Genomic DNA, 20,115 nt, shown 5'->3' with positions numbered 1-20,115 from the left:
TGAGTCCATGGCAGAGACGTCGCACCTGATGAGCATCGGACAGTTCAGCTCCCTGAGCAGGCTGTCCGTGCGCATGCTGCGCCACTACGACGCCCACGGCGTCCTGGTGCCCGCACAGATCGACCCGTGGAGCGGATACCGCCGCTACGCGCCGGCTCAGCTGGCCGATGCGGCGGACATCCGGATGCTCCGCGACGTCGGCTTCGGCGTCTCCGCCATCGGAGCCCTCCTCGCCGTCCGCGGCACCCCGGCCTGGTCCGACGCCCTGCGCCTGCAGCGCGAGACCCTCGTCGAGGAGCTGCGCGCATCCCAGGGAAGGCTCTCCCTGATCACCCGCCTGCTCGACGAAGGAGAGCCCACCATGTCCATCACCCTGACCCGCACCACTGTCCCCGCCATGACCGCCGTCGCCCTGCGCGGCACCGTCCCGACCTACTCCGACGAGGGTCGGCTCTGGCAGCGGATGATGCCGGCGCTGGCCGGCCAGCGCATCGCGCCCGTCGGCCCCGGCGGCGTCATCGAGCACGACGACCAGTACATGGACCACGATCCGGACCTGTCGATCTTCCTGCCCGTGCCCGCGGGCACCGAGGCCGCGGGTGAGCTCGAGATCCTCGAACTGCCCGCGCGCGACTGCCTGGTCGCGCGCGTCACCGGCGCCTACGACCAGATCAGCGAGGCCCACGACCTCATCAACGAGCGCCTGGCCTCCGAAGGCCTCGCGGCGCGCGCGGACGGCACGCTCGCGGGTCACGCCTTCAACATCTACCTGACCTCGCCCGACCAGGTGAGCGAGGAGGAGCAGCTGACGGACGTCTGCCAGCCGCTGGCCTGAGGTCAGGCCGCTCCGGCCTCCTCGCGGATGAGGGCGTGCGCCTCGTCCAGGCGCTCCCAGACGTCGGGCCGCTGCGGGTCGACGACGATCGAGAGCGGCCCGGCGTAGCCGGCGTCGGCCATCAGGCGCAGGCATGCCCGGTAGTCCTCGACGTCGATCGACCCGTCCTCGCCGAAGCCCGCCTTGGCCTGGCAGGCCTCGGCGAGCGGCGCGACGCGCGCCAGGTCGGCGTACTTGTGCTGGCCGGTCCAGTTCCCGAAGTCCGCGAGGAACCCGATCGCGCCCTCGCAGCGGTCGAGCAGCTCGAGCGTCGAGTCCGCGTCCAGGAGCAGGCCCTGCCAGTTCTCCACGAGGACGCGGATCCCGTCATGGCCCGCTGCGAGCGCGCGCAGCGATGCCGCGCTGCGGGCGATGGTCTCGGGGGCGGACGGCTGGTCGCCGGCGCTCACGCGCACCTTCGGGGCTCCGAGCTGCTCGGCCACGCCGATCCAGTCGTCGATCCAGGCGCGCCAGTGCTCGCCCTCGGCCGGATCGGCGAGGTCGCCGTGGTCCACGAGGAAGCACTCGAGCGCGACGCCCGCGTCGCTGAAGGAACCGCGCAGGTCATCGAGATATCCGCGATCCGTCGAGGGCAGCGAGAAGTGGCAGATCTGTGCGCTCGCGAAGCCGTGCGAGGCGAGCAGTGCGGGCAGGTCCAGCAGGGCGACGGGGTCGGCGACCCCGTCGGTGCGGCCCTCGAGCGCGGGCATCGTGCCCGGTGCGGCGAAGCTCCCGAGGGTGCGGAACAGCGACCACGTATGGATGGCCTTGGTGGGATCGATGGTCATGTCCGCTCCTGGCTCGGCTGCGCGTCCTCGTGCGCGGTCCAACCTATCCCGCCTATCCCGCGGTGTGCCGGGCCCCTGTCAGGATCGGGGGCCGGGCTCGTGCGGAGAGCGCTTCGCGAGGGCGACCACGTACCGGCAGCCGCCTTCGCCCTCGCTCAGGAACGAGGTGGGGGAGGGCGGTCCCAGGGTCAGGCAGTCGCCGGGACCCAGCGTGCTCTCCGAGGTCCCCTCGATGATGCGGAGCGTGCCCTCGAGCACCCATACCTGCTGGTCGAGAGCCCGGTAGGCGTCGGCCGGATAGTCCACGCGCGCACCCTGCGGAAGCAGGACGTCGACCAGCTCCAGGCGGGATCCGCTGGGGGAGACCGCCCGACGCGTGTAGCCGGTGTCCGGGTCGGTCCAGGTCGGCTGCGCGTCGGCGCGGCGCACGCGGGATCCGTCGGACTCGGCGCGTGCGATGAGCTCGGAGAGGGTGAGGCCGAGTCCCGCGGAGAGCCGCGCGAGCAGGGCCGCGGTGGGCTGCGCCTCGGCCTGCTCGATGCGGGCGATCATGGCGCGGGAGACCCCGGAATCGTCCGCGAGACGCGCACGGGTCAGTCCCTGCTCCTCCCGCGCTGCGCGGACGATGCGTGCGAGTGCGGCCGCGAGATCCTCGGCCATGAGACTCCTTGACACGATAGTGGACTCAGAAGACTACTATGTGCGCATGACGTCGGAGAGCGGACCCGCCCGCAGCACGGGGAAGAGCGCGGCGCATCTGGGCGCGCCGACGGGCGCCGAGCCGGGCGCTCAGCCGTGGAGGATCCGCTCCGCGAGCGCCGAGGACGCCGCCGCCTGCGCGGAGATCTACGCCCCTTACGTGCGCACGACGGCCATCACCTTCGAGACCGAGCCGCCGGACGCGGCGCAGATGGCGCGGCGCATCGAGAGCGCGAGCGAACGCTATGTCTGGCTCGTCCTCGAGGAGGAGGGCCGCGTGGCGGGCTTTGCCTATGCGGGAGCGTTCAACCCGCGCGAGGCCTATCGCTTCACCTGCGAGGTGAGCGTCTATCTCGCGCCCGACCAGCGCGGATCCGGTCGCGGTCGCGCGCTCTACGAGGCGCTGCTGCCGGCGCTGCGAGAGCGCGGACTACGCCGGGCGATCGCGCTGGTCGCGCAGCCCAATCCCGCGAGCGACCGCCTCCACGCGTCGTTCGGCTTCACGCCCGTGGGCACCTTCACGAAGGTCGGCTGGAAGCTCGGCGCCTGGCACGACGTCGCCTGGTCCGAACTGGACATGGCGCCGGACGACGACACCCGGGAACCGCCCCCGCTGCGCTGAACTGCGCTGAGCCCCGGCGGGAGTCGGCCGCTGGCAGCACACCGTCCCCATATGGCAACGCGCCGTCCCCACATGGCAGCGCACTGTCCCTGCATGGCAACACCCGGACCTCTGCTTGTCCCCGCCGAGGCCACAGCGCATAGTGGAGCGATGAGCCAGAGCAGCACGGCGTCCCGGTCCGACACCACGTCCCGGGCCAGTGCGTCCGCGCAGGACGGGGCGGCGCAGCCCACCATCCATCCGATCCCCGAGGGGCTGGCCGAGCGCGCCGCACAGATCGGCGGCGCCGGCGGGATCCTCACCCAGGAGCAGATCGACGCCTTCGTCGCCGACCAGCTCGCCGCGAGCGACCTCGACGGCAGGAGCGTCTGCCTGATCATCCCCGACGGCACCCGCTCCGTGCCCCTGCCCCGCGTGCTGCCCGCGATCCACCGCGCGCTCGCCGGGCGCGCCCGCTCCGTCACCGTGCTCATCGCGCTCGGCACCCACGCCGCGATGAGCGACGAGGCCATCGGGCGGCTGCTCGGCTCCGAGCCCGGGCACCCCGAGCGCACCTACCCCGGCTGGGAGGTCGTCAACCACGCCTGGCACGACGAGTCGCAGATCGCCGACCTGGGCGAGATCCCCGCCGAGCGGATCTCCGAGCTCACCGGCGGTCTCCTCGAGGACACGCCGATGCGCGTGCAGATCAACCGCCTGGTCGTCGAGAGCGACGTCGACCTGATCGTCGGCCCGGTCTTCCCCCACGAGGTCGTCGGCTTCTCGGGAGGGAACAAGTACTTCTTCCCCGGCTGCTCGGTGCACGACGTCATCGACATCTCCCACTGGGTGGGCGCGCTGATCACCGCCAGCCGCATCATCGGCACCCTCGGCATCACCCCGGTGCGCCAGCTCGTCGACGCCGCGAGCGACCTCATCGAGACCGAGAAGCTGTGCTTCGCGATGGACGTCGCCGAGGGCGGCGCCGACCTGGGTGCCATGTCCTTCGGCGATCCGCAGGCCGCCTGGGCCGCGATGGCGAAGATCTCCGCGCGCACCCACATCACCTACGTCGAGAAGCCCTACCGGCGGATCGTCGCGATCGTCCCCGAGATGTACGAGGACATCTGGACCGGCGCGAAGGGCTTCTACAAGTCCGAGCCCGTGTGCGCCGACGGCGGCGAGGTGATCATCTATGCCCCGCACATCACCGAGGTCGCGGGCATGCACCCCGGTCTGCGCGACATCGGGTACCACAACATCGAGTACTTCACGAAGCAGTGGGACCGCTTCAAGGACCATCCCTGGGGCGAGCTCGCGCACTCCACGCACGTCACCGGCCTGGGCACCTACGATCCGGAGACCGGCGAGGAGCGCAACCGCGTGCGCCGCGCCTTCGCGACGTCGATCCCCCCGGAGGTCTGCGCCGAGTACGCCGTCGAGTACGTCGACCCGGAGTCGCTGGACTTCGAGGCCCTGCGCGCCGACCCGGACACCCTGGTCATCGACCATGCCGGCGAGGTCCTGTTCCGCCTGGCGAGCGAGAGGGACGGCCAGTGAGCGCCCTGCCCGCCTCCTCCGCGTCCATCGCCGCCTCCGCGCCCGCTGCCGCCTCAGCGCCCACTGCCTCCGCGGCATCCTCCGCCCCGTCGGCGCCTCGCGTCGTGCCGGGCGGATCGCCGCGGGCCGACGAAGCCGACCCCTCGGCCGACGGGGCCGGTGCCTGGTCGGGGACCATGACCCCGGAGGTGCTGAGCGGGGAGACCCTGCAACTCGCCGACGCGGTCGCCGCAGACCTCGAGGGCGTCCAGCGCCTCGGCGTCGCGTACTCGGGCGGCGTCGACTCCGCGACGCTGCTCGCGCTCGCCGTCCGCGCCCTCGGGCCGGAGCGGGTGGTGGCGCTGCTGGGCGTCTCGCCGTCCCTCGCCGCGCGCGAGCGCACCATCGCCCATCGCGTCGCGGACCTCATCGGCGCGGAGGTCGTCGAGATCCGCACCCACGAGGGTGAGCGCGAGGAGTACCGGCGCAACGACGTCGACCGCTGCTTCTACTGCAAGGACGAGCTGTTCACCCGGATCGACGACGAGGTCGCCCGCGAGCTCGGGCTCGACGCGGTCGCCTATGGCGAGAACGCCGACGACGCCCTGCGCCCCGACCGCCCCGGTGCCGAGGCCGCGACCCAGCACCGTGTGCTGCGACCCCTCGCCCGCATCGGCATGACGAAGGCCCAGGTCAGGGACGTGGCGCGGGTGCTCTCCCTGCCCGTGGCCGACAAGCCCGCCGCCCCCTGCCTCGCCTCCCGCATCCCGCACGGACAGGAGGTCACCCCGGAGAAGCTCGCCCAGATCGAGCAGCTCGAGGCCGCCCTCATCGACGCCGGGTTCAGCGACTGCCGGGTACGCCATCACGGCGACATCGCCCGCCTCGAGCTCCCGGCCGACGAGCTGCCCCGGGCGGTCGCCCCCGGCGTCCGCGAGCAGCTGCAGCGCGCCGGCAAGGACGCGGGCTTCCGCCACGTCGCCCTGGACCTCGGCGGCATGCAGTCCGGCGCCTTCACCCTGCAGATCCTCAACGCGCGGGGAAGCCTGTGAGCGGGTCCGGGCCTGTGAGCGGGTCCGGGGACGGGGCGGGACCGGCGGCGGAGTCCTGGGCCGACGATCCCCGCGACCCCGCCGGCGGCTCCGCGGACGGGGTGATCGACGGCCTGGTCACGCTGGACCTCGACCGGGCCCGGCGCCGCGGAGCGCCCGAGGCCGTGCTGTGCGACAGCAAGTCCGTGGCCCAGGTCGGCGCCATCGCCCGCGAGTACGCCCGGCTCATCGCCGAGCGCGACGAGGGGTCGGGGTCCGACGGGGGAACGGCGCCCGATGGACGAGAGACGCCCGATGGGGGAGCAGCGCCCGATGAGGGAGCAGCGCCCGATGGGGGAGCCGCGACCGAAGGGCGCACCGGATCGATGGGCCCGATCCTCTTCACGCGGGCCGACGAGGACCGGGCTCACGCCGTCCTCGCGGCTCTGCCCGACGCCCACCACGACCCCGAGGCGCGCCTGCTCGCGTGGCCTCCCCGGCCGCCCGCCCCGAGCGGGGGCCTGGTGATCGTCGCCTGCGCCGGCACGAGCGACCTGCCCGTCGCCCGGGAGGCGCTGCTCACCGCGCAGCACCTGGGGCGACCCGCCCGACTCATCGCCGACATCGGCATCGCCGGCCTCCACCGTCTGCAAGCCCGCCTCCCCGAGCTGCGCGAGGCGGCGTGCGTCGTCGTCGCCGCAGGCATGGACGGTGCCCTTCCCACCGTCGTCGCAGGCCAGATCGCCGCCCCAGTGGTCGCACTGCCCACCTCCGTGGGCTACGGCGTGGCGGCGGGCGGCGTCACGGCGGCCCTCACGATGCTCTCCGGCTGCGCCCCGGGCATCGGCGTGGTCAACATCGACAACGGCTACGGCGCCGGGCATCTCGCCGCCCAGATCGCGCGCTGGGCGCCCGAACCGGGCACCGATCCCGATCCCGGCGACTGAGCACGTCGTCGCCTCGCCGACGGTGTCGAGAGTCCTTCGTCGGCAGATGGTCCTTCGCCGGCAGATGGTCGTCGGTCGGCCGCCCCGCTGAGCTGTCGTCCGCCGGCGTATACGGGACATCTCTGCCATATATGGCAGAGAGGTCCGCTATACGCCCTCGCACGACACAGCCCCCTGCAACGCCGACCGTCGCACGGTCGCACTGGCCCGCCGTCGCACCGGGCCCGCCGTCGCACCGTGGCCGTCGGCCGCACCGCTGCCGTCGGTCTCCTCACTGCCGTCGGCAGTGTCGGCCTCCTCGTCGGCCTCCTCACCGCCTCCGCGGAGCAGGTCGCCCACGTCCCCTCCCCTGTGAGACGAGTCTCGTTACCGGCCGGTCGGGTGATTCCTGCGCCGCCCCTCTGACCAGCGCCGCGACCCGGCGACGTGGCAACTCATGGCACAGCATGGGGCCCGGGCGTGCAGTGGAGCACACACTCGGGCGTGGTCCTGCGCCGACGGGCGGGTTCCGGACGGTGAGCCATCGACGTGCTCCCGAGGACAGCATCCCGTGGAGCAGGACCCCGCGGCGTCCGACGTCGCCACCCCGCGCACCGCAGCACGAGCGGAAACGCATCGAAGGAGATGACATGACACAGCCACAGCCCGCCGGTCCCGGCGACCCGTCGCCCGAGGCGCTGCGCGCCGCCCGGCCCGATCCGCGCGCCGCCATGGAGCGGCTGCCGTTCCGCAAGGTCTTCGCGTACGGCGCGGGCGACGCCGGCTGCAACACGGCCTTCGCCTTCGCCGGCAACTTCCTGCCCCTGTACTTCATCACCGTGCTGGGCCTGCCCGCCGGCGTCGTCGCGACGATCTCCCTGGTCGTGCTGATCTGGGACGCCTTCGCCGACGTCATCGCCGGGCGCATCGTCGACTCCACGATGACCCGCTGGGGCAAGTTCCGCCCGTTCATCCTGTTCGGCAGCCTGCCGCTGATGATCATGACTGTGCTGCTGTTCACGATCCCCCACATGGGCAGCCAGGGCCTGACCGCCGTGGTCGCCGCCGTCATCTACGCGGTGTGGGGCTTCGTCTACTCGATGGTGAACATCCCCTACGGCTCGCTCGCCCCCGCGATCACCCAGGTCGCCGAGGACCGCGGCAAGCTCGGCGCCGCCCGCACCTACGGCGGCCAGATCATCACCCTGCTGCTCGTGCTCGTGATCTCCCCGCAGATCAACCAGCACCAGGGCGACGCCGACGCCCTCCAGCACTCCATCACCGTGAGCGCCCTTGGCTTCCTGGTCCTGGGCATGGCGCTGTTCATGATCACCTTCTTCGGCGTGCGCGAGCGCGTGTTCCGCGAGACCCCGAAGCTCACCGTCCGCCAGTCCCTGCGCGTCATCCGCACCAACCGGCCGCTCGCCTTCCTGTGCGCCTCGAGCGTGATCTTCCTGGGCGGGATGTACGGGATGCAGGCGGTCGCCGCCTTCTTCACCACCTTCGTGCTGGGCGACGCGACCCTGTTCATCTGGCTGACCCTCGCGGGCGTCGTCGCGAACCTCGTGATCGCGCCGTTCGCCCCGAAGATCATCGGCAGCATCGGCAAGCGCCGCGGCTACCTGGTGGGCTGCGCGGCCTTCGTGGTCGGCGGCATCATCATGCTGCTGCTGGGCCACGTGTTCGCCTTCGCGCTGCTTGGCTACTTCCTCATCAACCTGGGCGTCGGCCTGAACAACACCCTGATGTGGGCCCTCGAGGGCGACACCGTCGAGTACGGCGAGTGGAAGAACGACGACCGCGCCGAGGGCGCGACCTACTCGCTGTTCTCCTTCGCCCGCAAGATGAGCCAGGCCGTGGGCCGCTACCTCGCCCTGAGCTTCATCGCCCTGTTCGGCTTCATGTCCGGGTCCGACGCCGTCGCCACCGCCACGAACTCCTCGGACCACGTGCGCCTGGGCCTGTCGCTGGTCATGGGCGGTCTGCCGATCCTCATGGGCATCCTCGCCGCGGTCGTCATGCGGTTCTACCCGATCGACGAGAAGACCTTCCGCACCATGGTCGAGGAGCTCCACGAGCGCCGCGAGGCCGAAGGCGCGGGAACCGGGGCCGGCGCCTGAGGCCGGTCCGGCCTCGGCTCCCACTCCGTGCCCTCACGGCGCGGCGGCCAGGAAGTCCCAGCGGGAGAGGTCGCTCGCGAGGGGGTCGGGGTCGCGCACGGGCGGACGCTCGGACGTCTGCCGGATCGCGGTGATTCCGTCGGTGCGGAACCCGCGCACGCCGCCCCGCAGCCGGCACCAGCCGACGAGGATCCAGTTGCCGCGCACCAGGATCATCCCCAGCGGCTCGACCGAGCGCTCGGTGCACGCGCCCGTGCGAGGGTCGCGGTAGGCGAGCTCGACCACCCGCGGGTCGACGAGCACCTCGCGGACGACGCGGGCGACCTCGTCCTCCGTCGGCCCGTCGGGAGCCATGAGCGCCACGCGCGCGGCGAACGCGCGCCCCTGCGCACGCTGCTGCGGACTCATCGCGGCGAGCACCTTGTCCCGCACCCGGCCGGCGTCCCGAGCGAGCGGGGAGCCGTCCATGACGCCGAGGCCGGCGAGCACGGCGAGGGCCTCCGCCGGCGTGATCGCGAGGGGTGGCAGGGAGAAGTCCCGGCCGATCGCGAAGCCTCCCGTGCGCCCCGGGACCCCGTAGATCGGGATGCCCGCCTCCTGCAGCGCACAGATGTCGCGCTCGATCGTGCGGGTGGAGACCGCGAAGCGGTCGGCGAGGCGCGGCACGGAGATCGGCTGCTCGACCCGGGCGCGCAGCAGGTCCACGAGGGCTCGGTGGCGGTCGCTGCGCTTCACGGGCCCCACGGTAATCGCGCAGCGGACGAATCCGGTCGGAAACACCGACACACAGCTGCCGTCGGTGCCCTGTCTTCTGGAGTCTCCCTGCAGATGACGATGCACTCCAGGAGGAGCCATGACCGACATTCCCAGTCCCCGCGACCTCGCCGGGACGTACTTCGACTGCTGGCGCCGCCGCGACTTCGCGGACCTCGCTGCGCACCTCGCCGATGACGTCGCCTTCGACGGTCCGCTCGCCTCGCTCCGCGGCCGGGAGGACTGCCTCGAGGGGCTCGTCGGCCTCGCCCGGGCCACCACGCATCTCGAGGTGGAGCGGCGACTGGCCGACGAGGAGGACGTGATGACCTGGTTCTCGCTCGGTGTGGGCGGCTCGGAGCCGACGCCGGTGGTCAACTGGTGCCACGTCGAGGGCGGTCGCATCCGCGCCATCCGGGTCACCTTCGACCCCCGGGGGATGCTCGCGGCGGGGTGAGAGCTCGGCCGATGCCTCGGCACCGGACCGTCTCCGCCTCGACGTCGGACCGTCTCCGTTTCTAGGTTGGGCCTCGCCGCCTCGAGATCCGCCCCATTCCCCGCGCCCCGTCGTCCGGCGGCCCCGTCTCCCGGGCTACCCTTGAGGCCTGCCGCTGGTCGGCCGACGGAGTCCCCTGGGAGGCGCACGATGACGCAGAAGGAGCACGTCACCATCTATGACGTGGCCCGTGAGGTGGGCTGTGCCCCGAGCACGGTCTCGCGCGCCTTCTCGCGGCCCGGCCGGGTCAGCGCTGCCACCCACGCGAAGGTCATGGATGCCGCGCGGCGCCTCGGCTACCGCACGGACGCCCCCGATCAGCAGGAGCGCCAGGGCAGGCAGGGTCGCCTGGGCGTCGCCGCGCCCGACCTCTCGAACCCGTACTTCGCCGAGGTCCTCTCGGGCATGCAGGAGGCGGCGCACTCGGCGGAGTACCTGCCGATCCTGCTGGACTCCGGCGAGGACGAGGAGCGCGAGCGCATCTCCCTCGAACGTTCCCTCGAGGTCGTGGACGGCATCGTGCTCACCGGCACAAGGCTCTCGGACGCGACGCTGCTGCAGCTGGCGAAGAGGGTGCCGATCGTGGTGCTGAACCGTCACGTGGCGGGCCTGGACTCGATCACCCCGGACTACGAGCACGGCATGAACCAGGCGATGACCCACCTGGAGTCCCACCGGGTGCGCACCGTGACCTACGTGGCCGGACCCGCGAACTCGTGGTCCGACGGGGAGCGCTGGCGCTCGGCCCGCACCACCGGCGCGAGCCACGGGATCCGCGTGCACCGCATCGGCCCGTTCCCGCCCACCTCCCGCGGCGGGGAGGACGCCTTCGCCGAGCTCATCGAGTCCACCCGCGGCGCGGGCGACCCGCTGCCCGACGCGGTGATCTGCTACAACGACCTGCAGGCGCTGGGTCTGCTGGTCGCGGCCCTGCGCAGCGGCATCAGGGTCCCGCAGGAGCTGCCGGTCATCGGCCACGACGACATCCCGCTCTCGCGACTGGTCGGAGCCGGCCTCACCACCGTCGCCGCGCCCAAGCGCGAGCAGGGACGCGTCGCCGTGGACCGCATCGTGCGCCGCATCCGCCAGCCCTCCAGCGTGAAGGGCCCCGTCGAGGGCGCCCTGCCGGTCCGACTCGTGGTGCGCGGCAGCACGGGCGGGCGCGACGGTGCCGCCCCTCACGACAAGCGCTGATCCCTTCGTCCGGCGGCCGTCGGGGCCCTCGAGCGGCGCTCAGGGCAGCAACGCGTGCACCCAGGGTGTCTCTGCGGGCACCAGCTCGCGCGGCACGGGTCGGGGTGCGGGGCCGCTGGGCACGGGGATCGCGGCGATCGCCATCCACCCCGTGCCGTCCGAGGGGACCAGCCCCGGCACCTCACGCATCATCGCCCACTCCTCGCGCATCGTGAGGTGGGAGTCGATGAGCAGCTCGTGGCCGTCGGCGCTCGCGTCGATGAGCGCGGCCAGGCACGCCTCCTTGTCGGCGCGCGAGCTCGGGCCGACGTAGGGGCGCGAGAGGAGGGAGACCTCTCGCGCACCGCCCTCGTCGTCCTCGGCCGGCCACACCAGGACGGCGGCGACGAGCTGGCCGTCCCGTCGCAGTGCTCGGCTGCGGTCGCGGTCCCAGGTGGACGGTGACTGGGGATCGTGGTCCTCGCCGAGCTCGACGAGAAGGGACTCGCGCGGCGCGGTCGGAGACCAGGACGCGTGCTGGTCGATGTAGTGGTCGACCTCGAGCGCGAGCAGGTCGCCCGGCTCCTCGGCGAGCGCGGGACCGATCTCGGCGGAGCCGACCGGACCGTGCTGCGCCGCCCACGCGCGCATCTCGGGACCGACGACGTAGCGCCACGGTGGCGTGACCTGCACGGCGATACCGCCGAAGCGCTCCGCGAGCTGCTGATCGGCGACCTGGTGCTCGTAGATCTTCATCCGGGGAGGCACTGTCGAGGCGTCGACCTGCGCCTGCAGCAGGGCATCGTCCACGCCCCGCCCGCGCAGCTCCAAGGCGACCTCGAGCAGCATGACGCGCGAGCCCGGGTGCACCGTGTTGTCGACGGCGCGGCAGTGGCCGACGATGTGTTGGCCCGAGCCGTTGGGCGCGACCGCGACGAAGGAGCGCCGGTTGCCGCCCGGTCGCCAGCGGTCCCCGATCAGATCGGGGAAGGCGCCCGAGAAGGCGGCGACGTCCTCGGCCGTCGCCGGGCGCACGCCGACCTCCGTCGGACCGCCGTTCATGCCGATGCCCCGTGCTGGGCGAACGCCCCGCCGTCGGCGAAGACGCGCTCGACGAACCGCTCGGCGATACGGGCGTGCGCCTCGGGGCCCGGGTGGAGGGCATCGGGCAGCGGCAGCTCCGCCTCGTCCTGCGCACCATAGAGATCGAGACCGTCGATGTGGTGCAGCTGCGAATCCTCGCGGGCGGCGCAGACCTCCGCGAGCGCCTCGCGGACGGCGGGCAGGTCCAGCCGACCTCCGGCGATGTCGGCCGGATCGCCGATGGACATGAAGCGGATCTTCCCGCGCGCGAGCGCCTGCGGATCCAACGCACTGGGGCCGGGGGTGCCCTCGAACAGGCCGCAGTGGAGCGGTGAGACGAGCACGAGGGGCGTGTTCGGGTGGCCCTGGCGGATCGTGTCGAGGAAGCCGTGCATGGCGGGCACGAGTGCCCGCCGACGCATGATGTCGCCTCCCACCAGGTTGATGCCCAGCTTGAGGCTGATGACGTCGGCCGGCGCGTCCCGGATGACCTGCGCGACGGGCGCGTCGACCAGGGCGCTGCCGCCGAAGCCGAGATTGCGCAGGTCCGCGCCGACGGCGCGGGCGGCGCGCACCGGCCAGGTCCCCAGCGGGGTCGCGGCGTTCGAGCCGTGGCTGATGGAGCTCCCGTGGTGCACCCAGCGCGGCCCCGAAGGGGCGACGGGACGCACGAGCGGGCGCCCGCCGCCCGCGGGCGGGGAGTCGGCCTCCGCGCGCAGGGATTCCAGCACGATGTTCTCCCTGTAGGGCAGCCACAGCTCCACGCGGTGCGTGCCCGGCGAGAGCTCGATGCGGGAGGTGTGCGCGGGGCCGGGGCTTGACGAGGTCTCGCCTGTGGAGGGGTCGGTGATGACCAGCACGCCGCCGGTGAGGACGTCGTGCGCGGCCACCTCGCCGTCGACCACGACGTCCAGCACGCCGCGCGGGCGCTCCGCGCCGGGGAACGCCGCGCGCGTGCTGCGCATCGTCAGCTCGAGGGCCCGGGCATCGGTGTCCAGCACGAGCCGCACGCCCGCGGGCTGCTGCTCCATGGCCATCAGCCTGGGCTCGGGCCAGAGCCGCCGCAGCCAGGCGGGCAGGCGGTGGATGCGCACTCCCTCGGCGGTCTGCTCGAGGTCCGCGTGGCCGTGGACGAGCGGGTCGGTGATGTCGATCGTGTGCACCCGGTCAGCCTGTCACGGCCCGTCGGCGTGCGCAGGGCATTCGGGCGCGCGCAGGGGACTTGGGCGCGCGCAGGGCACTTCGACGTGCGCACGGCACTCGCCGGGGCCGATCGGCGGGCCCCTCAGAACCTCCGCTGCATGTCGGCCACCTCGTCGTCCGCCCGGAAGCCCGCGGAGAGGTAGGTGGGCACCGCGCCGGAGAGGGAGCTCGGCGTGCACACGAGCGCGCTCGAGGCGCCCATCGCCCGCAGCGCATGGACGGCGGAGAGCGTGATCCCCCGGCCGAACCCGCGCCCCCGGTGGTCGGGATGCACGGCGACGGGCTCCAGAAGGCCGGGGCGGCCGGGGCCCGCCGACCAGACCGTCGCGATCGCGACCGCCGCATCGTCGTCGTCGCGGCCGAGCAGCGTGAGCGACGAGCTCGCGAGCGGGCTCGCGGCCATCACGGTCCAGTCCCGGGCGCGGCGGCGCAGCTCGGCGGGCGAGGGGTCGCGGCGTCGAAACGCGGAGAAGTGGACGCGCGCCCACTCCTCGACGGGGGAGAGCCGCGCGGGCAGGCCCTGATCGGTCGGCGGGGCGTCGGCCGGATCCGAGGGATGGAGGTCAGGATCGTCCTCCGGGAAGTCCGGGGCGGACTGCGGGTCGACGACGTCGGCGGAGGCCAGCGCATCGCTCATGTCCGGCATCGGGCCCAGATCCAGGCGGAGCGGCGTCCAGAGCTCGCCCTCCTCCCAGGCGTCGGCCGCGAGGGTGTGCCGGAGCGCGGCCGCGCCACGTGCCTCGACCGCACCCGGGCCCGCGTCGAGGATGCAGTGCGAGGGGTCGGCCAGATCGCTCGAGATCCGTCGGGCCAGGGCCTCGTCGTCCTCTGCGCCGGGGGCGAAGGCCAGGCGCAGCAGGTCCGGGCCGTCGAGCAGCCCGATCGCGACCGGCACGTCGTCCAGCTCCCACACGCGGGTCGCCGCGGCGGTCGCCGGCAGCCCCCTCATGCTGTGCCATCCCAGGTCACCGGGGTGAAGCTGCAGCGGTGCGTCGTCCCGCTGCCAGGTGGCGAGGGCGTCGGCGGCGAGGAGCAGCTCGGGGACGCTGGGGGCGCGCAGTGTCGGGTCCATGGCACAAGCACACCGCGTCCGGGCTCGCGAGGCAATCGGAGAGCCGGACGAGTGGGCCATCAGGCGACGTCGGCGTGGATCTCGAAGCGCGCGAGGCGCTCGCGGTAGTAGTCGGCGTGCGCGGCGACGGGCTCGATCGTGCTGCGCACCGGGATCGGCGCGCGCTCGGCGTCGGGCACGGTCTGCTCGAGGGCGAGCAGGGCGGCGCCGCGCATGGTGGAGCGGGAGATCGCGACGTGGTCGATGGGGGTCTGCAGGGCGTCGGCCAGCAGGTGCAGCCAGGCCGGAGCGTTCTCCGTCATGCCGCCGGAGAGCACGATCCGCTGCGGGGCGCCGCCGACCTCTCGCAGCTGGTCGGCGATGCGCAGGTAGGACAGGGCGAGGCCCTCGAAGCAGCCGCGCAGCAGGTCCTCGGCGGTGGTGGAGGCGGAGACGTTCGCGAGGACCGCCCGGGCGCTGTCGCGCCACTTGGTGCCGCGCTCGCCGGAGAGGAACGGCACCACCAGCGGGTTCCCGGCCTGCGGGGCCGCACCGAGCAGGGTCTCGGTGTCGATCTGGGAGATGTCCTCCGGGATCGCGAAGCGGGTGCGGGCGAAGTCGAGGACGCGGCCGGCGTCGCTCATGGCGGAGCCGACGAGGGTGCGGCGCGCATCGACGCGGTAGGCCCAGAGACCCCCGGGCAGGGTGCCGGTCTCGGTGTCGAGCAGCTGGCGGATCGCGCCGGAGGTGGCGGTGGAGATGCCCCAGGTGCCGGGGCCGACGGCGCCGATGCCGAGGTTGGCGGTGAGCCCGTCGCCGACGACGGGGATCCAGGTGGCGTCGGCGAGCGCGGGGATCCGCTGCGCGAGCGGGGTGCCCGCGACCGGCTGCCCCTGAGAGGGGTCGCGCGGGGCCCCGAGCAGGTCCGCGGAGACCCCGGCAGCCTCCAGCAGCTCGGGCACGTACTCACCGGTGCGGCGGTCGATCATCCCGCCCCAGGCGGCCGACGCGGTGCCCAGCACGCCTTCTCCCAGCAGCTTCAGGGCGACGTACTCGCCGAGCGCCATGAACGAGCTCGCGCGGGAGAAGACGTCGGGGTGCTCATCTCGCAGCCAGCGCAGGCGCGGTGTGTTGTACGAGGAGTGCAGGCGGGAGCCGGTGCGGTCGTGCAGGGCGACGGCGTCGAGCTCCTCGCGCAGGGCGGTGACCTGCTCGCGGCAGCGGGTGTCCGCGTAGGTGATGCACGGGGTGAGGGCGGCGCCGGAGGCGTCGACCGCGATCAGCGAGGAGGCGAAGGTGTCGACGCCGATGCCGACGACGGGCCCGGGCAGGGCGCCGTCGAGGACGGCCTCCATGGCCACGCACAGCTCCTCGACGATCTGATCGGCGTCGATCGTGGAGGTGCCGTCGGCCGCGGTGGTGAACGCGTGCTCGACCTTGTGGTGGCGCGTGCCGACCTCGCGTCCCGAGGCGTCGTAGACGGCGGCGCGGCTGCCGCCGGAGCCGACGTCGAGTCCGACGACGAAGGGGCCGACGGCGTCGTCGGTCGGGATCGAGAAGCGCGGGGTCACAGGTCCTCCAGCAGATGGGCGTCACGAAGCCCGGCTGGTCCGGGCGCGCTGCCGTGCGGCGTCACGGCACGGCGATGCGCTCCAGGATAGGGAACGCGCAGCCGGGCGCGCGCTCGCGGCCGCCTGTTGCCGCGGGGCGTGGGTCGCCGCGGAGGGTCCGTCGACGCGGTGGGCGGGGCCGTCCGCCCCGGCTCACGCCTCCGGCGACTCCCCGTCCGGGTGCCCGAACTCCTCGGCGTAGCGCGCCCGCAGCTCCTCCCAGCCGTGGTCCATGGCGTCCATGCCCACGATGCGCTCCTGGTCGAGGCCGCTGAGCTGGGCGTCGAGCACCGCGAGGCACACCTGCCAGCCGGCGGCGAAGTACTGGGCCTGCTGCACGTCGGGCAGGCCCACCTGGATGTCCAGTCGGCCCTCCTCGATCATCCAGCCCATGGTGGCGTCGCCCCAGCGGTGGGTGAGGGCGTGCTGGCCGGCGGTCGCGAGGACGTCGGCAGCGACCGGGTCCTCGTCGGGCGTCTCGCGGCTGAGCGCCGGTCCCACCTCGGTGAGCGGACGGTCGGGGACGACGGGGGACCAGCGGGCGAGCTGCTCGGGATCGGTGATCGCGCGCCACAGCTGCTCTTCGGTGCCGGCGATGTCGACCTCGAGGATCAGGGTGTCGTCGGCGATCTCGGCGCGGACGGGCAGGTCGCGGATGCGGGCATCGATGTCCACGGCGTGCGCTCCCTCGGTGCCGGTGCTGTCGCTGCTCATGGGGCCTCCTCCTCACGGCGGATCCGCGCCGGCGTCGGCGCGGGCTCCTCGGATCATCTCACCCGGCGACCGGGGCGGCCGGGGAGCGCGTCACGTCGGCCGCGGGCTGCGGCGGCGCTCCCAGAAGGGTGATCCCGGGGATGCGCTCGGCGTGGTCGGCGGCGATCGCCCACAGGCGCTGCACCATGAACTGCACGGCAGGGTTCTTCGCGGAGGACCGACGCACCCACACCTGCAGGCTGCGGCGCGGCGCCGGGGAGCGCAGCGGGAGGACGACGACGCCGGGCGGCGGGTTCTGCTCCAGCAGCGAGGGCTGCACGCTGACGAAGCCCCCGGAGGCGATGAAGCCCAGCACGGCGGAGTAGTCGGGCGGATTGACCTCGACCCGGGGTGTGAACCCGGCGGCGTGGCAGGCCGAGAGGATCCGAGCGAACCAGGTGGAGTCCAGGGGGTCGTCCGTGGCCCACGGGATCTCGGCGAGATCCGCGAGGGCCACGCTCTCGCGGGAGGCCAGAGGGTGGCTCGAGGGCACGAGGGCCACGTACGACTCCTCGAGGAGGTCGCAGAGCTGCCAGTCGGTGCCGGGCTCCGCGTCGATGTCGTCCGCGATCAGCACGTCCCCGCGCAGATCGAGCTCGCTCGCCGAGCAGTCCCGGTGCAGGAGGGTGAGGGAGAGGTCGGGGAAGGCCTCACGCACGTCCTGCGCCAGGCGCGGGACCCAGGTGGCGGCGACCGAGGTCATGTAGGCGAAGGTGAGGGTCCCGGAGCGTCCCTCCCGCAGGTTCGCGGCCAGGCGCTGCACGTCGTCGAGCGCGTCCAGGGCGGTGCCCGCGGCCCGCGCGATCTCCGCGCCCGCGGGGGTGATCTCGATGCCGCGGCCGGAGCGCTCCACCAGGTCGACGCCGGTCTCCCGGCGCAGCGCGGAGAGCTGCTGGCTCACGGCCGACGGCGTGTATCCGAGCGCCTCGGCGCTCGCGCGGATGCTGCCGGTCGCGGCGACGGAGCGCAGCACGCGGAGTTTCACGGGATCGAGCATGCGGCCACCCTACGACCGATCAGCAGTGCTGAACAATGGGGTAGGAATGTTCGCTTGTCCTTCCGTATCGCCGGCCGCAGGATCGAGTCATGAGCACACTCGTCATGGGCCTGGCCCTCATCCTTCTCATCGCCGCCGTCTCCGTCGCCCTGGGGGCCGCGATCCGCGTGGTCCTCGGAGTCCTCCTCCCCGCTCCTCCGCCCGACGACGACCCCCGCTGGGTGCGCCCCGCGGACCCGTCACCGCGCACCCCGGCCGAGGCCTTCGAGCGCGGGAACGCCGCGATCACCCGCACCCTCGCCCCCGATGCGACCGTCCCGATCGCCCGCCTCTCCCGGGAGGACGAGCCGCCTGCCCCGCCCGAGCCGGACGTGTCCCGCGATCAGGACCCCGTCGGCCGTGCGATCGACCGCATCGCCGTGCGCTTCTGACGTCGGCGGCGTCGGGCCTGCCGGTCGTCGGCCGATCGGCCGGCGGCTCGTCGGCGCCGGCGAGGGTCATTCCCCGCCGGAACGCCTTCCTTCGATCTCGCCCGTGCGCTCCTCGCGTCCGATGGGCAGCAGCACGGCGGCCCAGGATCGCAACGGCCGCCAGGCGGAGCTCACCGTCGCGACGTCGGCGCCCTCGCCGTAGCGCTCGGTGATCTCCTGCGCGAGCCGGCGCTCGTGACGGGGGAGGGCATCGGGGGCGTTCGCCCCACGGATCACCACGAGCTCGGCGGCGAAAGGGCCCAGGCCCAGGATGCCCTGTACCTCGGTGAAGGCGTCGTCCGGGTCGAGGTCGCGAAGGTGCTCGCCGTCCAGGGTCCCGTCGAGCGCGGCGCGGGCCACGGCGCGCAGGTACTCCGCCTTGCGGCCGGGCAGGTCGAGATCCGCCTCGAGGAGCGCCCGCGGGGCGGGGAAGGCGCCATCCTCCCCCAGGTCCGCGGTGAGGCGCTCGCGCAGGGAGGCCGCCTGGGTGATGCGGACGCGCTGGGACAGCACGGCCCACGCGGCCGCCTCGTAGGGCGAGTGGAAGCCGCAGGGGCGCAGCCCCGGCAGTTGGCGCTGCAGATCGCCGATCACGGGATCGCCCTCGCCGACCGTCGGCCACGAGCCGGCGTCGACGTCGAGGGAGAGGAAGCGCGCGACCTGCGCGATCGCCGCCTCGGGATCCCTCGGGTCTCCGCCGTCCGTGCGGCCGACGGAGATCCGGGCGATGGGGCCGTCCTGCGTGACCTGCGCCCGGAGCGGCTCCCACGTGCGGTCGGCGCGGAACACGGTGGTCAGCGGGCCTTCCTGGGAGGGGAGCCGCTGCGGGGCGAAACCCTCCCAGAAGCGGCGGCTCGTGCTGAGCGACCAGGGCCCGCGGACCTCGAGGTCATGCGTGACGGTGTGGCCAGCCGCCATCAGGCGGGGCCCTGCGCGGTGTGGGCGGTGAGCGCGTACCCCTCGGGGCCGACGAAGGTCAGGGTCCGGCCGAAGGGCGAGTCGGCGACGGGGCCGAGCACCTCGACGCCCGCGCCGACGAGGTGCTCGTGCAGGGCATCGGCGTCCTCGACCGCGAGCCACAGGGCGAACCCGACGCCGGGCCGTGGGCTCGCCGCGTCGAGGTCGGTGCCGGGCAGCGGCTCGCGCACGGCGAAGGGGATCGGCGAGGTGCCGAAGACGACAGCGCCCGGAGGGGACGCGGGCGCGCGTCGCAGACCGAGGTGCTCCTCGAAGAAGGTCGCGGCGGCGTCGAGGTCGCGCACCTGCAGGGCGATGAAGTCGGGACCGGTGGCGGTCATGGCGGATCCTTCCGATCAATATCAGGACACTGATATACAACCGCCGGAAAGGCCCTATGTCAAGATGCTGATATGGATGGAGCGGAAGTGGGACCGGGAGAGGGATCGGGCTCGGACGCGGGCGAGGAGATCGGCGGAGGATCGGGCGGGGTCGCCGCACCGGTCGCCGCCGAGGATGCCGGCGCCGTGGTCTCGGCTCCCGGCGACCTCGGGCGACGGATCGGCTACGTGCTCAAGCGCGCGCAGGCGTCGCTCCACTCCCGGATGGACGCGAGGCTGCGGCCGCTCGGGCTCACGGTGCCGCAGTACGTGTGCCTCCAGAACCTCCGGCTGCGCCCCGGGCAGACCAGCGCGGAGCTCGCCCGCGCCGGCTTCGTCACCGCCCAGTCCATGCACAGTGTGGTCACGGGCCTGCAGGCTCGCGGGCTCGTCACGCGGCCCGCCTCCGCCCCGAGCGGCAGGCGCCTGCCCATCGAGCTCACTGACGAGGGGGAGGGGCTGCTCGGCGAGGCCGACGGGCAGGTGCGCGAGATCGAGCGATCGATGCTCGGCGCGCTCGGCGCGCCCGGGGCCGAGCAGCTGCTCGACGGCCTGGGCGCGCTCGTGCGGGTCCTCGACGACGAGGGGTGAGGAGTCAGGCCGCGGTGTCC

Annotated in this window: 21 protein-coding genes; 10 read left to right on the top strand and 11 right to left on the bottom strand. The window is 73.4% G+C overall.

Annotation, left to right across the window (positions count from 1 at the left end; genetic code table 11):
* Nucleotides 1-7: 7 nt before the first annotated feature.
* Nucleotides 8-835: a MerR family transcriptional regulator gene (locus Bra3105_RS10790; protein ID WP_228356699.1), complete on the top strand. Its 828-nt coding sequence runs from the start codon at nucleotides 8-10 to the stop codon at nucleotides 833-835.
* Nucleotides 836-837: 2 nt separating this feature from the next.
* Here Bra3105_RS10790 and Bra3105_RS10785 read toward each other — a convergent pair whose 3' ends face one another.
* Entirely contained in the window at nucleotides 838-1,662 is an 825-nt protein-coding gene (locus tag Bra3105_RS10785) for a sugar phosphate isomerase/epimerase family protein (protein ID WP_228356698.1), read from the bottom strand.
* A gap of 78 nt (nucleotides 1,663-1,740) precedes the next feature.
* Nucleotides 1,741-2,322, bottom strand: coding sequence for a helix-turn-helix domain-containing protein (locus Bra3105_RS10780; protein ID WP_228356697.1), 582 nt, complete (start codon nucleotides 2,320-2,322; stop codon nucleotides 1,741-1,743).
* A gap of 46 nt (nucleotides 2,323-2,368) precedes the next feature.
* Between Bra3105_RS10780 and Bra3105_RS10775 the strand changes: the two genes are divergently transcribed.
* The 5 genes from Bra3105_RS10775 (at nucleotide 2,369) to Bra3105_RS10755 (ending at nucleotide 8,578) form a co-directional block, all read left to right on the top strand.
* The gene (locus Bra3105_RS10775; RefSeq protein WP_228356696.1) at nucleotides 2,369-2,983 is read left to right on the top strand and encodes a GNAT family N-acetyltransferase; all 615 of its coding nucleotides are present in this window, start codon (nucleotides 2,369-2,371) and stop codon (nucleotides 2,981-2,983) included.
* A 150-nt stretch (nucleotides 2,984-3,133) separates the two neighbouring features.
* Nucleotides 3,134-4,522 carry a lactate racemase domain-containing protein gene (locus tag Bra3105_RS10770; protein ID WP_228356695.1) on the top strand — a complete coding sequence of 463 codons (1,389 nt, stop codon included), beginning with the start codon at nucleotides 3,134-3,136 and terminating at the stop codon, nucleotides 4,520-4,522.
* Entirely contained in the window at nucleotides 4,519-5,553 is a 1,035-nt protein-coding gene (gene larE / locus Bra3105_RS10765; RefSeq protein WP_407650877.1) for an ATP-dependent sacrificial sulfur transferase LarE, read from the top strand. Before Bra3105_RS10770 ends, larE begins: the two co-directional genes overlap by 4 nt.
* Nucleotides 5,554-5,567: 14 nt before the next feature.
* A complete protein-coding gene (larB, locus tag Bra3105_RS10760) occupies nucleotides 5,568-6,479 on the top strand; it encodes a nickel pincer cofactor biosynthesis protein LarB (protein ID WP_407650876.1) in 912 nt (303 codons plus the stop codon).
* 629 nt (nucleotides 6,480-7,108) lie between these two features.
* A complete protein-coding gene (locus tag Bra3105_RS10755) occupies nucleotides 7,109-8,578 on the top strand; it encodes a glycoside-pentoside-hexuronide (GPH):cation symporter (protein WP_228356694.1) in 1,470 nt (489 codons plus the stop codon).
* Between the two features lie 33 nt (nucleotides 8,579-8,611).
* Here the strand turns inward: Bra3105_RS10755 and Bra3105_RS10750 are convergent, their stop codons facing one another.
* A complete protein-coding gene (locus Bra3105_RS10750; protein WP_228356693.1) occupies nucleotides 8,612-9,313 on the bottom strand; it encodes a helix-turn-helix transcriptional regulator in 702 nt (233 codons plus the stop codon).
* Nucleotides 9,314-9,431: 118 nt separating this feature from the next.
* Between Bra3105_RS10750 and Bra3105_RS10745 the strand changes: the two genes are divergently transcribed.
* Together Bra3105_RS10745 and Bra3105_RS10740 are read left to right on the top strand one after the other, a co-directional pair.
* Nucleotides 9,432-9,788, top strand: a complete 357-nt coding sequence (locus tag Bra3105_RS10745) for a nuclear transport factor 2 family protein (RefSeq protein WP_228356692.1) — start codon at nucleotides 9,432-9,434, stop codon at nucleotides 9,786-9,788.
* Nucleotides 9,789-9,977: 189 nt separating this feature from the next.
* Complete coding sequence (locus Bra3105_RS10740; RefSeq protein WP_228356691.1) at nucleotides 9,978-11,021, top strand: LacI family DNA-binding transcriptional regulator; 1,044 nt, start codon at nucleotides 9,978-9,980, stop codon at nucleotides 11,019-11,021.
* Nucleotides 11,022-11,060: 39 nt separating this feature from the next.
* On the opposite strand, the gene Bra3105_RS10735 is transcribed toward Bra3105_RS10740, so the two are convergent.
* The 6 genes from Bra3105_RS10735 to Bra3105_RS10710 form a co-directional block, all read right to left on the bottom strand.
* Nucleotides 11,061-12,062 (bottom strand): GNAT family N-acetyltransferase, encoded by a 1,002-nt coding sequence (locus Bra3105_RS10735; RefSeq protein WP_228356690.1) that lies wholly within the window; start codon nucleotides 12,060-12,062, stop codon nucleotides 11,061-11,063.
* Nucleotides 12,059-13,246, bottom strand: coding sequence for an SGNH/GDSL hydrolase family protein (locus Bra3105_RS10730; RefSeq protein ID WP_228356689.1), 1,188 nt, complete (start codon nucleotides 13,244-13,246; stop codon nucleotides 12,059-12,061). Before Bra3105_RS10730 ends, Bra3105_RS10735 begins: the two co-directional genes overlap by 4 nt.
* 122 nt (nucleotides 13,247-13,368) lie before the next feature.
* Nucleotides 13,369-14,358: a GNAT family N-acetyltransferase gene (locus tag Bra3105_RS10725; protein ID WP_228356688.1), complete on the bottom strand. Its 990-nt coding sequence runs from the start codon at nucleotides 14,356-14,358 to the stop codon at nucleotides 13,369-13,371.
* Between the two features lie 59 nt (nucleotides 14,359-14,417).
* The gene (locus Bra3105_RS10720; RefSeq protein WP_228356687.1) at nucleotides 14,418-15,908 is read right to left on the bottom strand and encodes a gluconokinase; all 1,491 of its coding nucleotides are present in this window, start codon (nucleotides 15,906-15,908) and stop codon (nucleotides 14,418-14,420) included.
* Nucleotides 15,909-16,100: 192 nt separating this feature from the next.
* Nucleotides 16,101-16,661: an SRPBCC family protein gene (locus Bra3105_RS10715; protein ID WP_228356686.1), complete on the bottom strand. Its 561-nt coding sequence runs from the start codon at nucleotides 16,659-16,661 to the stop codon at nucleotides 16,101-16,103.
* Between the two features lie 58 nt (nucleotides 16,662-16,719).
* Nucleotides 16,720-17,697 carry a LysR family transcriptional regulator gene (locus tag Bra3105_RS10710; RefSeq protein WP_228356685.1) on the bottom strand — a complete coding sequence of 326 codons (978 nt, stop codon included), beginning with the start codon at nucleotides 17,695-17,697 and terminating at the stop codon, nucleotides 16,720-16,722.
* An 89-nt stretch (nucleotides 17,698-17,786) separates the two neighbouring features.
* Here Bra3105_RS10710 and Bra3105_RS10705 point away from each other — a divergent pair, with 89 nt between their 5' ends.
* Nucleotides 17,787-18,128, top strand: coding sequence for a hypothetical protein (locus Bra3105_RS10705; protein ID WP_200501937.1), 342 nt, complete (start codon nucleotides 17,787-17,789; stop codon nucleotides 18,126-18,128).
* Nucleotides 18,129-18,194: 66 nt separating this feature from the next.
* Here Bra3105_RS10705 and Bra3105_RS10700 read toward each other — a convergent pair whose 3' ends face one another.
* Together Bra3105_RS10700 and Bra3105_RS10695 are read right to left on the bottom strand one after the other, a co-directional pair.
* The gene (locus tag Bra3105_RS10700) at nucleotides 18,195-19,085 is read right to left on the bottom strand and encodes a DNA-3-methyladenine glycosylase family protein (RefSeq protein WP_228356684.1); all 891 of its coding nucleotides are present in this window, start codon (nucleotides 19,083-19,085) and stop codon (nucleotides 18,195-18,197) included.
* Complete coding sequence (locus Bra3105_RS10695; protein ID WP_228356683.1) at nucleotides 19,085-19,465, bottom strand: VOC family protein; 381 nt, start codon at nucleotides 19,463-19,465, stop codon at nucleotides 19,085-19,087. The genes Bra3105_RS10700 and Bra3105_RS10695 overlap by 1 nt, the downstream gene beginning before the upstream one ends.
* Before the next feature lie 87 nt (nucleotides 19,466-19,552).
* Here Bra3105_RS10695 and Bra3105_RS10690 point away from each other — a divergent pair, with 87 nt between their 5' ends.
* Nucleotides 19,553-20,095: a MarR family winged helix-turn-helix transcriptional regulator gene (locus Bra3105_RS10690; RefSeq protein WP_228356682.1), complete on the top strand. Its 543-nt coding sequence runs from the start codon at nucleotides 19,553-19,555 to the stop codon at nucleotides 20,093-20,095.
* The last annotated feature ends 20 nt before the right edge of the window (nucleotides 20,096-20,115 follow it).

It is taken from the genome of Brachybacterium halotolerans subsp. kimchii (genome assembly GCF_020792675.1).
GTDB lineage: Bacteria > Actinomycetota > Actinomycetes > Actinomycetales > Dermabacteraceae > Brachybacterium > Brachybacterium halotolerans.
This window is presented reverse-complemented; position numbering and strand designations above follow the sequence as displayed.

Bases quoted from the DNA above. Each gene is read 5' to 3' on its own strand.
- Bra3105_RS10790 (WP_228356699.1), top strand. From the start codon at position 8: ATGGCAGAGACGTCGCACCTGATGAGCATCGGACAGTTCAGCTCCCTG.
- Bra3105_RS10785 (WP_228356698.1), bottom strand. From the start codon at position 1,662: ATGACCATCGATCCCACCAAGGCCATCCATACGTGGTCGCTGTTCCGC.
- Bra3105_RS10780 (WP_228356697.1), bottom strand. From the start codon at position 2,322: ATGGCCGAGGATCTCGCGGCCGCACTCGCACGCATCGTCCGCGCAGCG.
- Bra3105_RS10775 (WP_228356696.1), top strand. From the start codon at position 2,369: ATGACGTCGGAGAGCGGACCCGCCCGCAGCACGGGGAAGAGCGCGGCG.
- Bra3105_RS10770 (WP_228356695.1), top strand. From the start codon at position 3,134: ATGAGCCAGAGCAGCACGGCGTCCCGGTCCGACACCACGTCCCGGGCC.
- Bra3105_RS10755 (WP_228356694.1), top strand. From the start codon at position 7,109: ATGACACAGCCACAGCCCGCCGGTCCCGGCGACCCGTCGCCCGAGGCG.
- Bra3105_RS10745 (WP_228356692.1), top strand. From the start codon at position 9,432: ATGACCGACATTCCCAGTCCCCGCGACCTCGCCGGGACGTACTTCGAC.
- Bra3105_RS10740 (WP_228356691.1), top strand. From the start codon at position 9,978: ATGACGCAGAAGGAGCACGTCACCATCTATGACGTGGCCCGTGAGGTG.
- Bra3105_RS10735 (WP_228356690.1), bottom strand. From the start codon at position 12,062: ATGAACGGCGGTCCGACGGAGGTCGGCGTGCGCCCGGCGACGGCCGAG.
- Bra3105_RS10725 (WP_228356688.1), bottom strand. From the start codon at position 14,358: ATGGACCCGACACTGCGCGCCCCCAGCGTCCCCGAGCTGCTCCTCGCC.
- Bra3105_RS10715 (WP_228356686.1), bottom strand. From the start codon at position 16,661: ATGAGCAGCGACAGCACCGGCACCGAGGGAGCGCACGCCGTGGACATC.
- Bra3105_RS10710 (WP_228356685.1), bottom strand. From the start codon at position 17,697: ATGCTCGATCCCGTGAAACTCCGCGTGCTGCGCTCCGTCGCCGCGACC.
- Bra3105_RS10705 (WP_200501937.1), top strand. From the start codon at position 17,787: ATGAGCACACTCGTCATGGGCCTGGCCCTCATCCTTCTCATCGCCGCC.
- Bra3105_RS10700 (WP_228356684.1), bottom strand. From the start codon at position 19,085: ATGGCGGCTGGCCACACCGTCACGCATGACCTCGAGGTCCGCGGGCCC.
- Bra3105_RS10695 (WP_228356683.1), bottom strand. From the start codon at position 19,465: ATGACCGCCACCGGTCCCGACTTCATCGCCCTGCAGGTGCGCGACCTC.